Genomic DNA, 14,671 nt, shown 5'->3' with positions numbered 1-14,671 from the left:
CCAAGCGGCTGAGCCGCCGGAAGACCAACACCGCGGGCCCGCCCCTCCCTACAGCGCCTCCGCCAGCACCTCCGCCAGGTGACGCGCCCGGCGCCCCGCGAGCTGGTCGAGCTGGGTGCGGCAGGAGAAGCCGTCGGCGAGGACGGCGGCGCCGGGTGGCGCGGCCCGTACGGAGGGCAGCAGCGCCTCCTCGGCGCAGGCGACGGAGACGTCGTAGTGGCCGCGTTCGAAGCCGAAGTTGCCGGCCAGCCCGCAGCAGCCGCCGCTGAGCTCGCCGGTCAGCCCCACCCGCTCGCGCAGCCGGCGCTCCGCGGCGTCGCCGAGGACGGCGTGCTGGTGGCAGTGGGTCTGGCCGACGACCGGCCGGTCGAGGCGCGGCGGCTCCCAGTCGGGCGCGGACTCCTCCAGGGTCTGTGCGAAGGTCCGCACCGAGGCGGCGAGTTCGGCGGCGCGCGGGTCGTCGGGGAGCAGTTCGGGCAGGTCGGTGCGGAGGGTGGCCGCGCAGCTGGGTTCCAGCACGGTCAGCGACGTCCCGAGGAAGGGGCCGACGCGGTCCAGGCTGCGCCGCATCACCGCGCGGGCCCGGTCGAGCTGGCCGGTCGAGACGTACGTCAGGCCGCAGCACACCGGCTTGGGGGTGGGCAGGGGCAGCAGGACGCGCCGTCCGGCGGCCTCGAAGACCCGCACGGCGGCCCGGCCGACCGACGGGGACAGGTGGTTGGTGAAGGTGTCCGGCCACAGCAGGACGGTCTCGCTGGTGGCGTGGATCCGGGTGCTCTCGCCGTAGCGCTCCCGGTCCCGGCGGGCGAGCCAGCGGGTGAAGGGCTCCGGCGGCAGCTCGGGGAGGTCCCGTTCCGGGGCGATGCCGCCCAGCCGCTTGGCCACGACCGAAAGCGGCGTGCGGGCCAGCCCGTTGAGGACCGGAGCCGCCCGCAGCGCCGCGGCGGCCCGCAGCCATCGGGGCAGCCGGCCCATCGTGTAGTGGGCGGCGGGCCGGAGCCGGCCCGCGTAGTGGTGGTGCAGGAACTCCGCCTTGTAGGTGGCCATGTCGACGCCGACCGGGCAGTCGCTACGGCAGCCCTTGCAGGACAGGCACAGGTCGAGCGCCTCGCGCACCTCGGGCGAGCGCCAGCCGTCCGTCACCACCTCGCCGACCAGCATCTCGTGCAGCAGCCGGGCGCGGCCGCGGGTGGAGTGCCGCTCCTCGCGGGTCGCGCGGTACGAGGGGCACATCACGCCGCCGCCCGCCGCGGGCGCCGTCGTACGGCACTTGGCCACGCCCACGCAGCGCCGCACCGCGGCCGCGAAGTCGCCGCCGTCCTGCGGATAGCCGAAGGCGACGTCCACCGGGCGGGTGGGCAGCACCGCGAAGCGCAGGTTCGCGTCCAACGGGCGGGGGCGGGCCAGGACGCCGGGGTTGAGCAGGCCGGCCGGGTCCCACAGGTCCTTGAACCGCTCGAAGAGGGCGACCATCGGAGCCCCGTACATCCGTGGCAGCAGCTCCGCGCGGGCCAGCCCGTCGCCGTGCTCCCCGGACAGCGAGCCGCCGTGCGCGACGACCAGGTCGGCCAGGTCGGTGGAGAAGGCGCGGAAGCGCCGCACGCCCTCGGCGCCCAGCAGGTCGAAGTCGATGCGGACGTGGATGCAGCCGTCGCCGAAGTGCCCGTACGGCGTGCCGCGCAGCCCGTGCTGGGAGAGCAGGGCGCGGAAGTCCCGCAGGTAGCCGCCGAGCCGGGCGGGCGGCACCGCGCAGTCCTCCCAGCCGGGCCACGCCTCGCTGCCGTCGGGCATCCGGGTCGCGGTGCCGGCGGCGTCCTCGCGCACCCGCCACAGCGCGCGCCGCGCGGCCGGGTCGGTGAGGACGGCGCTGCCGGTGGTGCCGGCGGCGGCGCCGCGCACCAGCTCCTCGGCGCGCGCCCGCGCCTCGGCGGCGCTCTCCCCGCCGACCTCGACGAAGAGCCAGGCACCGCCGCGTGGCAGGGCGGGGCGGCCGCCGGGCGGGCCGATCCGGGCCGGCGCTCCCTCGGGGGCGGCGGCCCCGACCAGGTCGGCGGCCATGCCCTCCACGGTCAGCGGGCCGTACGGCAGCAGGGTGTGCGCGGCGTCGGCGGCGGCGCTCTCGTCGGCGTATCCGAGCACCGCCAGCGCGCGGTGGGCGGGCGCCGGGACCAGCCGCACGGTCGCCTCCGTCAGCACCGCCAGCGTGCCCTCGCTGCCGGTGAGGGCGCGGGCCAGGTCGGGGCCGCGCTCGGGCAGCAGCGCGTCCAGCGCATAGCCGGAGATGCGGCGCGGGAGGTCGGGGAAGCCGGTGCGCAGCAGGGCGAGGTCGCCGTCGACCAGGGCGCGCAGCCCGTCGCGGAGCCGCGCCGGCAGGGCGTCCCACGCCTCCCGGCCGCGGGTGAGCCGCAGCGCCGCACCCGCCCCGTCGAGCACCTCCAGCGCGAGGACGTTGTCGGCGGTGGTGCCCCAGGCCACCGAGTGCGCGCCGCAGGCGTTGTTGCCGATCATCCCGCCGAGGGTGCAGCGGCTGTGCGTCGAGGGGTCCGGGCCGAAGGTCAGCCCGTGGCTCGCCGCCGCCGCGCGCAGCTCGTCCAGCACCACCCCGGGCTGGACGACCGCGGTGCGCGCGGCGGGGTCGAGGGACAGCACGCGGCGCATGTGCCGGGTGAAGTCCAGCACCACCCCGGTGCCGGTGGCCTGCCCGGCGATCGAGGTCCCGGCGCCGCGCGCCACCACCGGCGTCCCGTGCTCCCGGCAGACGGCGAGCGCCGCGGCGACGTCGTCGGCGTCGCGCGGCGCGACGACTCCGACGGGCACCCGACGGTAGTTGGAGGCGTCCATGGTCATCAGCGCCCGGCTGGACGGATCGAACTCGACCTCGCCGCGGACGACCTGACGCAGCGCCCGACTCAGCTCACGGGTCGCCTCGGACACCGGCTCGGACCCCGGCCCGCGGATCGACCCCCGGGACGGCCCCCGGGTCGGCCCCCGGGTCGGCCCCCGGGTCGGCGCGGGGACCGGTTGTCGGGTCGGCGGGGGCGCCGGCTCACGCGGCCGCTCGGGGGACCGCTCGTGGGGCCGCTCGTGGGGCCGCTCAGGGGGCGACTCCCGGGGCGGCTCATGGGGCGGATCGCTGCCGGGGCCGTGCCCCGCGCGCTCCGCGCGCGCCTCACGCTCCCCACCGTCCCCACGTTTCCCACGATCGTCACGATCGTTGAGACCACCGTGATCCGCCATGGGTCCCAGTGTCCACCGTCGACCCCGTCACGCCGGGGACGACGGTGGATCCTGTCGGGTGCGACGGCGGTGGACCACGCCGGCCGCCGACCCGAGATCCGGCCCGGACCCGGACTCCCTCCAGGGTCGGGATCAGTCCCAGGTGTAGCCGTCGCCCCAGAGCAGGAAGTGCTCCAGCACGTCCTCCATCGGGTCGTCGATCTGGCCGGTGTTGACCACCGCGAAGCGCGCCCCGTTGTGCGAGTCCTTCGGGTACTCGTCGGCGTGTGCCGCCCCCGCCGACAGCCCCACCGCCGAGGCCGTCGCCACCGCCGTCGTCGCCGCCCCGACGACCCACCGCACCAGTGCGCGCTCGCTGCTCACGCGTCTCCCTGCTTTCCTCGTCCGCTGTCTTCGGCCGCTCGGGCCCTCCGGTGTGGTTATCGAGCGATACGGTGAGAGGTCACGCGAGATCATCCGACCGGTGATCGACGTTTTCCGACGTTTTCCGAGGTCGTCGCCGTCTCGAACGGCCGCGAAACGCGTCTCATCGGCTGGACGCGCTACCGACACCGGAGTTCGAACGGATTAGGCTGCGCCCGTGGCTGAGATCCAGATTCCCGCTGACATCAAGCCCGCCGACGGTCGCTTCGGCTCGGGTCCCTCCAAGGTACGCACCGAGGCGCTCAGCGCCCTGGCCGCCACCGGCTCCTCACTGCTGGGCACCTCCCACCGCCAGCCCCCGATCAAGAACCTGGTCGGCAAGGTGCGGGACGGCCTGAGCCAGCTCTTCTCGCTGCCCGACGGCTACGAGGTGATCCTCGGCAACGGCGGCTCCACCGCCTTCTGGGACATCGCCACCCACGGTCTGATCGAGGCGAAGTCCCAGCACCTGACGTTCGGCGAGTTCTCCTCGAAGTTCGCCAAGGCCGCCAAGGCCGCGCCCTGGCTGGACGAGCCGACGCTGATCTCCTCCGAGCCCGGCACCCACCCGACCCCGCGGGCCGAGACGGGCGTGGACGTCTACGCCCTCACCCACAACGAGACCTCCACCGGCGTCGCCCTCCCCGTCCAGCGGGTCCCCGACGCCGACGCCGGCTCGCTGGTGCTGGTCGACGCGACCTCCGGCGCGGGCGGCCTGCCGGTCGACATCACCCAGAGCGACGTCTACTACTTCGCACCGCAGAAGTCCTTCGCCGCCGACGGCGGGCTGTGGCTCGCGACGTTCTCCCCGGCCGCCCTGGAGCGCGCCGAGCGGGTGCACGCCTCCGGCCGCCACATCCCCGAGTTCTTCTCGCTGCCCACCGCGATCGACAACTCGCGCAAGAACCAGACGTACAACACCCCGGCCCTGACCACCCTCTTCCTGCTCAACGAGCAGCTGGAGTGGATCAACGGCCAGGGCGGTCTCGACTTCGCCGTGGGCCGCACCGCCGCCTCCGCGCGCGCCCTCTACGGCTGGGCGGAGTCCTCCAAGTACGCCACCCCGTTCGTCACCGACCCGGCCAAGCGCTCCCAGGTCGTCGGCACCATCGACTTCAACGACGACATCGACGCCGCCGCGATCGCCAAGGCGCTGCGCGCCAACGGCATCGTCGACACCGAGCCGTACCGCAAGCTGGGCCGCAACCAGCTGCGGGTGGCGATGTTCCCGGCCATCGACCCGGCGGACGTCGAGGCGCTGACGGCCTGCGTGGACTACGTCATCGAACGGCTCTAGAGCAGTCGTACAACCGCGGTTTCTGTGCCTCCATGGAGGTATGACGACCGCGCAGCCACCACCGGGTCCCCCGCCCACCATCTCCCGCTTCAAGAAGCAGTACGCGGTGCTGCTCACCACCTACAAGCGGGACGGCACGCCCGTCGGCACGCCGGTGAACATCGCGGTGGAGGGGGACCACGCGTACATCCGCACCTTCGGCCACGCCTGGAAGGCGAGGCGGATGCGGAACAACCCCCGGGTGGAGCTCGCGCCGTCCACCCGGCGCGGCAGGGCGACGGGGCCTTCGGTGAAGGCCCATGTCCATCTGCTCGCGCAGGGCGGCGGCGAGGACCGGCACGCCGCCCGGTGTCTGACCCGGAAGTACCCGATCACCCAGGGCCTCCTCGTACCGCTGGCGCACCGGCTCAAGCGGGACCGGACCCTCCACTACGAGGTGCGGCTGCTCGCCGAGGACGAACGGACGATCGAGGGCGGCGGCACGGGCATGTTCTAGCCCCCGCCCGTCGCCCGGCGGGCGGCATGACCGGTCAGTCGCCGGCGCGCCGCCTGCCCTTCCCCTTGCCCTTGCCCCGCGCTCCGAAGAACACCAGCGCGAGCGCGCCGACCGCCAGCGCGCCCACCAGGACGCTGCGGTCGTCGCCGCCGCCCGAGCCGCCGTCGTCCGACGCGGAACCGCCGCCGCCCTTGCCGTCGTCGCCCTGCTCCCGCGCCTTCGCCGTCGCGTCCGGCAGCAGCTCGCCGTCGAGCTCCTTGGCCTTGACCGGGCTCCGCTCACCCTCCGACCCGTACATCAGCGTGCCGCCGTCCGGGGTAAAGGTGACCGACTCCCCCTGCCGGAGGAACGGCATGGGCGGCGACTGCTCCAGCGGCGTGGGCTTCCCGTCCTTCTTCCACCGGTACTCCACCACCGAGATATAGCCGCGCAGCACCAGCCGGCTGCCGTCCGGCGAGAAGGCCCCGTCCGTCACGCCCTTGTCGAAGCCCCAGTCGCCGAGGTCCATCACCCGGCGGAAGACGTTCTCCCCCGACGTCGACAGCCGCTCCGGCCCGGCGTACAGCCGGCCCTTCTGCTGGCTCTTGCTGGCGATGTACACCCGGCCGGTCACCGGGTGCACCATCAGCGCCTCCGCGTCACGCGGCCCGTCCTCGTACCGCACCGTGAACTGCGTCGCGTCCACCGTCACGTCCCGCAGCTGCTTCGGCTCCGGGAAGCGGTAGATCCACACCTTGGGCCAGGTGCCGTTCAGGTTGTCCCCGATGTCACCCACGTAGACATCGCCGTCCGGCCCGATCGAGATCGCCTCCACGTCGCGCGGATCGCCGATCCCACCCATCGTGACGGTGGCCACGACACGGCCCGTCTTGCTGTCCACGGCGTAGATGTACGGGCCGTCGTCGCTGTCGTTGTGCGTCCAGTACACCCCCGGGTGCACCCGACTGGCCGCCAGCCCGCTGGACTCCGTGATCTTCGGGTCCTCGATCGTGAACGAGGACGGGGAGTCGTCGGCGACGGCGGCGGGGGCGACGGCGGTCAGCCCGAGGCCGATCAGCCCGGCCACGCCGAGCGAGGTGAGGAGCGCACGCATGCCTCCAAAGATATGCGGCCCTGTCGCGCCGAAGCGGTACCGAAACCGGGCCGCAGGGCCGGGCCGGCCGTCACACGGCGCGGCCCGGGGCGCTTCTCCGAGGGCCTGTCAGTCCGCCGAGGACGGGGTCCGCTTGATGCCGTCCACGATGGCTCGGTAGGTGACGGCGCTGGTGCCGGTGACCGTGCCGGGCTTGATCACGCCGTCCTCCCCGCTGTTCCCCTTCACCTGAACGGTGCGCTTGCCCAGGAAGACATGGGTCTTCTTGTCGAAGATCCATTCCTCGCGCTGGCCGCCGTGCTCGTCCAACCGGGCCACCGCCACCCCGTGTCGGCCCACCGCGTCCACCGCGTCCTCCACGACGACGACTCCGGGGATCTTCGCGGCCGCCTTGAACAGGGCCGGGTACAGCTCCGCGGGCGGGTAGCTCTCGTTGAGCAGGTCGCCGATGGTGGTGAACGCCTGCTGGTCCGGGGAGTTGCCCATGCCCCTGGTCTCCTCGTAGATCTTGGCGAGCAGCTTGTCGGGGTCGGTGGTGAGCTTGGCCAGGTAGTCGTACGAGGGGGTGTTCAGGCCGGCCTTCGGGGCGTTGCCCAGTTCGTCGGGGAGGCTCAGGGTCTCCCCCTCGGGGTCCTCGTTGACGCCGGGGTCGATCAGCCAGCCCTTGGTGCCGTCGGGAGAGGTCCAGATCTGGCGGCGGTGCAGCGCGTGGCTGACCAGGGTGGTCTTGTCGCCGACCGTCCTGGGGAAGGTCTCCGCCGTCTGGGACTCGACGTAGATGTACTGGCCGGGCCGCACGACCGGGTGGGGCTCGTCGGCCGCCGCCAGGGAGATCCGGTCGAGCAGCTGCGGCACCCCCTTGGTGGTCGCGGCGCCGACCGGGGTGGTCAGGGCCGGTCCGGTGGCGAGGCCGTCGCCTCCCGCCCCGGCTCCGTGGTCACCGGGCATCGCCAGGACGGCGACGACCGTCCCGGCCAGGGCGGCGGCGATGGCGGGCAGCACGATCGCCGGGCGCGGCAGCCGGAAGCGCCGTGTCCGCGCCGGGGCCGGGGCCGCCGTCTCCGTGTGCTGTTCCCGCTGGATCTGGGCCATCAGTTGCTCCTTGTGGAACCGGTGACGGCCCGCGGGCAGGTCACGCGCCGTCTGCGACAGCAGCCGCGCGCCCTCTTCCCACTCGGCGGGACGCTGCCCGGACGTGTTCGCGTTCATCGGTTTCCTCCCTGCGCGGGCCGGACCACATGGGCGTGATCGCCTCTTACCTGTCGGCCCGAACGGCCGCCTTCCCGTTTTCCGCGGATCGGTTTCGGCGCCGGCGCGGCGGCCGGGCCGGCCGGTTCGTCGGCGGCGAGTACCCGGAGCTTCCGGCGGGCCCGGGACAGGCGGGAGGCGACGGTGCCGACCGGAATCCCGAGGGCCTCGGCCGTGGCCGCGTAGTCCAGGCCCTCCCCCAGGCACAGCGCCACCACCTCGCGCTCCGTCCTGCGCAGCGAGGCGAGGGCGGCCAGGGCCTTCGCCAGGCGCCTCCGGTCGTCGACCCGTTCGGCCACCTCTTCGGCGTGGTCGGGCACCGACAGCTCGGCCGCCGCGGCGGCGTTGGCCGCCGCCCGGTAGCGCCGGTTGCTCCGGTACTGGTTGCGCGCGGTGTTGGTGGCGATGCCCAGCAACCAGGGCCGCAGGGAGCCGCCTTCGGGATCGACCCTGTCGCGCAGCCGCCACGCCTCCATGAAGGTCGCGGCCATCACGTCCTCGGCCGTCGACCAGTCGGCGGTCAGCCGGAAGGCGTGGTTGTAGACCGCACGGGCATAGCTGTCGAAAAGCTCCGCGAACGCGCTCGGATCCCCGGCCCGTACCCGGGTACGCATTTGAGTGCTCACCTCCATGAGCTGTTCGGCACCGCCCACCGTCTTCCCGTGACTCCCGTCACATCTCCCCGGTGCGCGCGAGCGCACGGCCGCCCCGCCGCACCGGCCGGGTGGCGCACGCCCTTGATTCGAGCGCACTCCAAGACGTTGGCTAAGGGTTCATGGAGTACACACAGCTCGGACGCACCGGACTCAAGGTCAGCCGACTCGTGCTCGGCACGATGAACTTCGGTCCGCAGACGGATGAGGCCGACAGTCACACGATCATGGACGCCGCGCTGGGGGCGGGGGTCAACTTCTTCGACACCGCGAACGTGTACGGCTGGGGTGAGAACAAGGGCCGTACCGAGAAAATCATCGGGAGCTGGTTCGCCAAGGGGGGCGGGCGGCGGGAGAAGACCGTCCTGGCGACCAAGGTCTACGGGAACATGGGCGTCGAGGGGGCGCCGTGGCCCAACGAGGACAGGCTCTCGGCGCTGAACATCCGGCGCGGGGTGGAGGCCAGCCTGCGCCGGCTGGGGACGGACTACATCGACCTGTACCAGTTCCACCACGTCGACCGGTCGACGCCGTGGGAGGAGATCTGGCAGGCCGTCGACGTGCTGGTACAGCAGGGCAAGATCCTCTACGTGGGGTCCTCCAACCACGCGGGCTGGCACATCGCCCAGGCCAACGAGACGGCCCGGCGGCGCGGCTCGTACGGGCTGGTGAGCGAGCAGTGCCTGTACAACCTGGCGGAGCGGCGGGCCGAGATGGAGGTGATCCCGGCGGCGCGGGAGTACGGGCTCGGCGTCATCCCCTGGTCCCCGCTGCACGGCGGGCTGCTGGGCGGCGCGATCCGTAAGGAACGCGAGGGCGGGGCCGCGCGCACCGCCGAGGGGCGCAGCGCGACGTCGCTGCGGGACACCGCGATGCGGGAGAAGGTGCAGGCATACGAGGACCTGCTGGACAAGCACGGCCTGGAGCCCGGCGAGGTGGCGCTGGCCTGGCTGCTGACCCGGCCGGGCGTCACCGGGCCGATCGTCGGCCCGCGCACGGTCGAGCAGCTGGCCTCGGCGCTGCGGGCGGTCGAGCTGGAGCTGGGCCCCGAGCTGCTGGCCGGACTCGACGAGATCTTCCCCGGGCCCGGGGAGTCCCCGGAGGCGTTCGCCTGGTGAGGCGGCCGCTGTCATGGGGCGGCCGCATCCGTGGGGCGGCCGCATCCGTGAGGCGATGAGACGGCGAGGCGGTAAGCGGTAAGGCGGCGGGGGCGGCGCTCGGTCCGGAGGCGGGCGCGGGCGATGCCCCCGTCGCGGGCGGCTAGCCGAAGGCCGCCGCCACGGCCACGACGATGAGCAACAACACGAGCCCACCGCTCATGATCATGTTTCTGGTCTTGGGATCCACACTTCGAGGTTAACCGGACGGCTCAGCGGCCCAGCGCCCAGCTCCCGATCGTCTCGTAGCGCGGCTGGGCCCCGCGCACCCCCGGGGCGGGCGGATGGCTGCGGACCAGACACAGCTCCTCGACGGTCCAGGGGTCACCGGCGAAGTCGAGGAGCTCGGCGGCGAAGGGCACCAGGTCGACCTCGCCCCGGTAGTGACGCCCCCGGCCGCGGCCGCGGGCGATGGTCAGATGCGGGGTGTAGGGGCGGTGCTCGTCCACGGCGGCACCGGCCCGGCGGCCGGCGGCCGCCGTGGCGTCGGCGAGCGCGCGCATCGGCCAGAGGTCGCCGTCGGCGCCGACCCACAGCACCCGGTTGCCGAAGCGCCCGCCGCCGGCCAGCCACAGCTCGTGCGGGCGGGCCCGGTGGGCGGCGCGGGCGAGGCGTTCGCGCAGCTCGGGGACGATGTCCTCGGCCACCTCCCCGTAGAAGGCGAGGGTGAAGTGCCAGCCCGCCCGCTCGGTCCAGCGCAGCCGGTCCGCGTCGGGCAGCCGACGCAGGACGTCGAACTCGGCGGCGAGCTCGGCGAGGGCCTCCGGGGGCGGGATCACCGCGGTGAAGAGTCTCACCCGTCGAGTCTCCCGCGTCGGACGCCGACGCGGCGCGGTCCGCGGGCGTTCGCGCGGTCGGTCGCGCGGTCGGTCGTTCCGCTGGGGCCGAACGGGTGGGCTCGCCCCCCCCGGACCCGCACCCGGCCACCCGCGCGCGACAGGCCAGGGCGCGGACGCCCCGACCCGGCGGAGCGGGGTCCGGGCGTCCGTACGCCGCGGGGCAGCACGGGCCGCGCGGCGTCAGGCCGCCGTCGTCACCCGCTCGGGCTCCGCCGTGGGCGCCGGGTCCCTGGGCACGAAGGCGATGCGCCGGCCGCCTTCGCCGCGCCGCAGATCGACGCGGAGCCGCAGGCCGCCCAGTCGGACCAGGACCAGGCCGACGGTGAGGGCCGACAGGGCGGAGACCGTGCCGCCGACGAGGAAGCCGACGCGGGCGCCGTAGGCGTCGGTCAGCCAGCCGACCAGCGGGCCGCCCAGCGGGGTGCCGCCGACGAAGACCATCATGAACAGGCTCATCACCCGGCCCCGCATCGCGGGATCGGTGGCCAGCTGGACGCTGGAGTTGGCCGTGACCTGGAAGGTCAGGCCGAAGACGCCGATCGGGACCATCAGCGCGGCGAAGAGCCAGTACGACGGGGCCAGGGACGCCGCCATCTGGAGGACGCCGAACAGCAGCGCCGCGCCGACCATCAGCCGCAGCCGCGAGGTCGCGCGCCGGGCGGCGAGCAGCGCGCCGGTCAGCGAGCCGATCGCGATCAAGGTGTTGAGCAGGCCGTAGGTGCCGGGGCCGGCGTGGAAGACGTCGTCGGCGAAGGCGCTCAGCCAGATCGGGAAGTTGTAGCCGAAGGTGCCGACCAGGCCGACCAGGACGATCGGCCAGAGCAGCTCGGGGCGTCCGGCCACGTACCGCAGGCCCTCCCGCAGCTGGCCCTTGCCGCGCGGTGCACGTTCCATCCTGTGCAGCTCGGCGGGGCGCATCATCAGCAGGCCGATCAGCGGGGCGCCGAAGGACAGGCCGTTGAGCAGGAAGGCCCAGCCGCTGCCGACGGCGGTGATCAGGACACCGGCGATCGCCGGGCCGATCAGTCGGGCGGACTGGAAGTTCGCGGAGTTCAGGCTGACCGCGTTGCGCAGGTCCTGGGGGCCGACCATCTCGGCGACGAACGCCTGGCGGGTCGGGTTGTCGACCACGGTGACCAGGCCGAGCAGGAACGCGAAGAGATACACGTGCCAGACCTGCACATGGCCGCTGAGGGTGAGCGCGGCCAGCGCCAGGCCGCAGGCACCGAGCGCCGACTGGGTCATGAGCAGGACGCGCCGCTTGGGGTAGCGGTCGGCGATCACGCCGCCGTACAGCCCGAACAGCAGCATGGGCAGGAACTGCAGGGCCGTGGTGATGCCCACGGCGGCGGAGGATCCGGTGAGGCTGAGGACCAGCCAGTCCTGGGCTATGCGGGACATCCAGGTGCCGGTGTTGGATATGACGGCACCGGTCGCGAAGAGCCGGTAGTTGCGGACCTTGAGCGAGCTGAACATCCCGCGGGCGGCGGGTTCGGCGGAGCGCTTCGTCAGATCCGGGTGGGCGCCGACGCGAGCGGATTGCGATCCGGCGTCGGGGTTCGGGTGGGGGTCGGGGTGGGAGTCGGGGTGGGAGTCGGGGTTCGGTGCGGGTGCGGAGTCTGCTCCGGGTCCCGTACTCAAGGTGCGTTCGCCTCCTCGGAGCGGGTGGTAAGCGCCGCGCTTGCCAGCCGTGCTCTGTGTGCCGTGTGCTTGTGGGTGCTACAGGTGCGCCAGCTTCTCCAGCACGGGCGCGGCGGCGCGCAGCGTCGCCCGCTCGTCCTCGGTCAGCTCCCCGACCAGCTCGGCCAGCCACGCGTTGCGCTTGCGGCGGCTCTCTTCGAGCATGGCCTCGGCCTGCTCGGTCTGCGACACCACTTTCTGGCGCCGGTCCTCGGGGTGCGGCTCCAGCCTGACCAGTCCCTTGGCCTCCAGCAGCGCCACGATGCGGGTCATCGACGGCGGCTGGACGTGCTCCTTGCGGGCCAGCTCCCCGGGGGTGGCCGAGCCGCAGCGCGCCAGGGTGCCCAGCACCGACATCTCGGTGGGGCTGAGCGACTCGTCCACGCGCTGGTGCTTCAGCCTCCGCCCCAGCCGCATCACGGCGGAGCGCAGCTGGTCCACGGCGACCGCGTCGGCATCGGGCCCGGCGGGCCGCCCGTCATGACGGGCGTCGTGACGGGCGTCATGACGGGCGTCGTGACGACCGTCGTCATCGCGGTCGTCGTCGTGTCCGTCGTGGCGGTCGGCGGCCGCCCGCGGGGCGGCGGATTCGGCCTCGACCCGTTCTTCGGGGTCGGCCGCTTCCTCGGGGAACTCCTCCGCCGGTCGCGGAAGAGGGGACAGATCCGGCATGTTCTTTAGCATAACTCATTACCTCGTCTAAAGAAAACGATTCAACGTGACGGCACCCCCTCCCCCGAACGGGTGAGGACCGACCGGAAACCGACGCGGTGAGGTAGGGCCCCCGCGAGGCTGACGGCATGGGATCCAGAGTGCTCAGCCTGCGGATAGACACGGAGCTGCTGGAGCGCCTCCGGCAGCACGCCGCCAAACGCGGAATGAGCGTCCAGGACTATGTGGTCCGGACGCTCATCCGCGATGACTTCGACGAACGTTTCAAGACGGCCGTCGACGAGACCGAGCGGTTCTACCGCGAGGTCCCCTGAGTTGCCGAGTCACCGCCGCTACTGGACGCCCAGCAGCTGCTCGATCGGGTCCAGCAGGAAGTAGACCAGGAAGCAGAGCCCCACGGCGTTCAGCAGCCACGGGATCTCCCGCGCCCGGCCGACCGCGACCCTCAGCAGGATGAAGGCCAGCACGCCGACCCCGATGCCGTTGGTGATGCTGTACGTGAACGGCATGCAGATGATCGTCAGGAAGGCCGGAACGGCGATCGTGGAGTCGTTCCAGTCGATCTCCTTGACGTTCGCCGCCATGATCAGGAAGCCCACGACCACCAGCGCCGGGGTGGCGGCCTGCGAGGGCACCACCTTCGCCAGCGGGGTGAAGACGAGCGCCAGCAGGAAGAGGCCGCCGGTCATGACGTTGGCGAGGCCGGTCCGCGCGCCCTCGCCGACGCCCGCCGTGGACTCCACGAAGCAGGTGTTGGCCGAGGAGGAGCCGAAGCCGCCGCCGGCCACGGCGACGCCGTCGACCATCAGGACCCGCCCCATGCCCGGCAGCTGACCGCGCTCGTCGGTCAGTCCGGCCTCCTCGCCGACGCCGATGATGGTGCCCATCGCGTCGAAGAACCCGGACAGCAGCACGGTGAAGACGAAGAGGCAGCCGGTGAGGATGCCGACCTCGTGGAAGCCGCCGAAGAGGCTGACGTCGCCTATGAGGCCGAAGTCCGGGGTGTCCACCACCTGGTCCGGCACCCGCGGGACGCTCAGACCCCAGTCCTCGTCCGGGACGGTGACCAGCGAGTTGAGGATGATCGCGAAGAAGGCGCTGACCACGATGCCGATGAGGATCGCGCCGCGCTGCTTGCGGACGACCAGCACGAAGGTGAGGGCGAGACCGAGCACGAAGACCAGCACCGGCCAGCCCTGGAGCCGCCCGTCGATGCCCAGCCCCAGCGGCACGGTGGTGTGCGCGCGGTCCGGGTTACGGGTCACGAAGCCGGCGTCGACCAGGCCGATCAGCGCGATGAACAGGCCGATGCCGATCGCGATCGCCCGCTGGAGCCCGCGCGGGATCGCGTCCATCACACGCTGCCGCAGACCGGAGGCGACCAGGATCATCAGCACCAGGCCCGCCAGGACCACCATGCCCATCGCGTCCGGCCAGCTCATCCGGGGCGCGAGCTGGAGCGCGACCACGGCGTTGATGCCGAGCCCGGCCGCGAGCGCGATCGGCACATTGCCGATGACGCCCATGAGGAGCGTGGTCAGGCCCGCCATCAGGGCGGTCGCGGTGACCAACTCCCCGTTCTCCAGCTGGTGGCCGAACTTGTCCGTGCCCGACCCGAGGATGATCGGGTTCAGCACGATGATGTACGCCATCGCGAAGAAGGTCGCCAGACCGCCGCGCATCTCGCGGGCGACCGTCGACCCCCGCTCGGTGATCCGGAAGAACCCGTCCATCCGGCCGACGGGCGGTGCGGGTTCCGGCGGGGGCTGCTTGGCGTCGACCGGAGCCGTGGCGGAGGGGGACATGGATGACCTCGTGATGCGGGGACTTCGGGACCAGGGCAAAAAGAAACCGGGCCTGATTGGATGATCAGACAAAGAAATCCAGTCAGACCCAG

The 14,671-nt window shown here is 72.9% G+C and carries 13 protein-coding genes; 4 read left to right on the top strand and 9 right to left on the bottom strand.

Features of this window, described 5'->3' with window-relative positions:
• Positions 1 to 48: 48 nt before the first annotated feature.
• Both CD790_RS29930 and CD790_RS29925 read right to left on the bottom strand, forming a co-directional pair.
• The gene (locus tag CD790_RS29930; protein WP_260868000.1) at positions 49 to 2,934 is read right to left on the bottom strand and encodes an FAD-binding and (Fe-S)-binding domain-containing protein; all 2,886 of its coding nucleotides are present in this window, start codon (positions 2,932 to 2,934) and stop codon (positions 49 to 51) included.
• Between the two features lie 435 nt (positions 2,935 to 3,369).
• A complete protein-coding gene (locus CD790_RS29925; RefSeq protein ID WP_186319304.1) occupies positions 3,370 to 3,600 on the bottom strand; it encodes a hypothetical protein in 231 nt (76 codons plus the stop codon).
• Positions 3,601 to 3,817: 217 nt separating this feature from the next.
• Here CD790_RS29925 and serC point away from each other — a divergent pair, with 217 nt between their 5' ends.
• Positions 3,818 to 4,936: a phosphoserine transaminase gene (serC, locus tag CD790_RS29920; protein ID WP_144386500.1), complete on the top strand. Its 1,119-nt coding sequence runs from the start codon at positions 3,818 to 3,820 to the stop codon at positions 4,934 to 4,936.
• Positions 4,937 to 4,976: 40 nt separating this feature from the next.
• Positions 4,977 to 5,432 carry a PPOX class F420-dependent oxidoreductase gene (locus tag CD790_RS29915; RefSeq protein WP_144386499.1) on the top strand — a complete coding sequence of 152 codons (456 nt, stop codon included), beginning with the start codon at positions 4,977 to 4,979 and terminating at the stop codon, positions 5,430 to 5,432.
• A 34-nt stretch (positions 5,433 to 5,466) separates the two neighbouring features.
• On the opposite strand, the gene CD790_RS29910 is transcribed toward CD790_RS29915, so the two are convergent.
• The 3 genes from CD790_RS29910 to CD790_RS29900 all read right to left on the bottom strand — a co-directional run bounded on the left by CD790_RS29910 (position 5,467) and on the right by CD790_RS29900 (position 8,387).
• Complete coding sequence (locus tag CD790_RS29910) at positions 5,467 to 6,525, bottom strand: hypothetical protein (RefSeq protein WP_260867999.1); 1,059 nt, start codon at positions 6,523 to 6,525, stop codon at positions 5,467 to 5,469.
• A gap of 108 nt (positions 6,526 to 6,633) precedes the next feature.
• Positions 6,634 to 7,734: a CU044_5270 family protein gene (locus CD790_RS29905; RefSeq protein ID WP_144386498.1), complete on the bottom strand. Its 1,101-nt coding sequence runs from the start codon at positions 7,732 to 7,734 to the stop codon at positions 6,634 to 6,636.
• Complete coding sequence (locus CD790_RS29900; RefSeq protein ID WP_144386497.1) at positions 7,731 to 8,387, bottom strand: RNA polymerase sigma factor; 657 nt, start codon at positions 8,385 to 8,387, stop codon at positions 7,731 to 7,733. Before CD790_RS29900 ends, CD790_RS29905 begins: the two co-directional genes overlap by 4 nt.
• A 161-nt stretch (positions 8,388 to 8,548) precedes the next feature.
• Between CD790_RS29900 and CD790_RS29895 the strand changes: the two genes are divergently transcribed.
• Complete coding sequence (locus CD790_RS29895) at positions 8,549 to 9,544, top strand: aldo/keto reductase (RefSeq protein WP_144386496.1); 996 nt, start codon at positions 8,549 to 8,551, stop codon at positions 9,542 to 9,544.
• A gap of 251 nt (positions 9,545 to 9,795) precedes the next feature.
• Here the strand turns inward: CD790_RS29895 and thpR are convergent, their stop codons facing one another.
• The 3 genes from thpR to CD790_RS29880 form a co-directional block, all read right to left on the bottom strand.
• On the bottom strand, positions 9,796 to 10,380 hold the full coding sequence (gene thpR, locus CD790_RS29890) for an RNA 2',3'-cyclic phosphodiesterase (protein ID WP_144386495.1): 585 nt from the start codon (positions 10,378 to 10,380) through the stop codon (positions 9,796 to 9,798).
• Between the two features lie 222 nt (positions 10,381 to 10,602).
• Positions 10,603 to 12,063 carry an MFS transporter gene (locus CD790_RS29885; RefSeq protein ID WP_144386494.1) on the bottom strand — a complete coding sequence of 487 codons (1,461 nt, stop codon included), beginning with the start codon at positions 12,061 to 12,063 and terminating at the stop codon, positions 10,603 to 10,605.
• Between the two features lie 78 nt (positions 12,064 to 12,141).
• The gene (locus CD790_RS29880) at positions 12,142 to 12,519 is read right to left on the bottom strand and encodes a MarR family winged helix-turn-helix transcriptional regulator (RefSeq protein ID WP_144386525.1); all 378 of its coding nucleotides are present in this window, start codon (positions 12,517 to 12,519) and stop codon (positions 12,142 to 12,144) included.
• 383 nt (positions 12,520 to 12,902) lie between these two features.
• Between CD790_RS29880 and CD790_RS29875 the strand changes: the two genes are divergently transcribed.
• Entirely contained in the window at positions 12,903 to 13,088 is a 186-nt protein-coding gene (locus CD790_RS29875) for a ribbon-helix-helix protein, CopG family (RefSeq protein WP_144386493.1), read from the top strand.
• An 18-nt stretch (positions 13,089 to 13,106) separates the two neighbouring features.
• On the opposite strand, the gene CD790_RS29870 is transcribed toward CD790_RS29875, so the two are convergent.
• Complete coding sequence (locus CD790_RS29870) at positions 13,107 to 14,579, bottom strand: NCS2 family permease (RefSeq protein WP_144386492.1); 1,473 nt, start codon at positions 14,577 to 14,579, stop codon at positions 13,107 to 13,109.
• Positions 14,580 to 14,671: the final 92 nt, after the last annotated feature.

The sequence above is a fragment of the Streptomyces sp. SAJ15 genome (assembly GCF_007595705.1).
In the GTDB taxonomy this organism is placed as follows: Bacteria; Actinomycetota; Actinomycetes; order Streptomycetales; family Streptomycetaceae; genus Streptomyces.
The sequence above is the reverse complement of the archived record's forward strand: the minus strand, read 5'-3'. Positions and strand labels throughout refer to the sequence as shown.

Excerpts from the sequence above, each read along its gene's own strand:
- CD790_RS29915 (WP_144386499.1), top strand. The coding sequence starts at position 4,977 with ATGACGACCGCGCAGCCACCACCGGGTCCCCCGCCCACCATCTCCCGC.
- CD790_RS29910 (WP_260867999.1), bottom strand. The coding sequence starts at position 6,525 with ATGCGTGCGCTCCTCACCTCGCTCGGCGTGGCCGGGCTGATCGGCCTC.
- CD790_RS29905 (WP_144386498.1), bottom strand. The coding sequence starts at position 7,734 with ATGAACGCGAACACGTCCGGGCAGCGTCCCGCCGAGTGGGAAGAGGGC.
- CD790_RS29900 (WP_144386497.1), bottom strand. The coding sequence starts at position 8,387 with ATGCGTACCCGGGTACGGGCCGGGGATCCGAGCGCGTTCGCGGAGCTT.
- CD790_RS29895 (WP_144386496.1), top strand. The coding sequence starts at position 8,549 with ATGGAGTACACACAGCTCGGACGCACCGGACTCAAGGTCAGCCGACTC.
- CD790_RS29880 (WP_144386525.1), bottom strand. The coding sequence starts at position 12,519 with ATGCGGCTGGGGCGGAGGCTGAAGCACCAGCGCGTGGACGAGTCGCTC.
- CD790_RS29875 (WP_144386493.1), top strand. The coding sequence starts at position 12,903 with ATGGGATCCAGAGTGCTCAGCCTGCGGATAGACACGGAGCTGCTGGAG.
- CD790_RS29870 (WP_144386492.1), bottom strand. The coding sequence starts at position 14,579 with ATGTCCCCCTCCGCCACGGCTCCGGTCGACGCCAAGCAGCCCCCGCCG.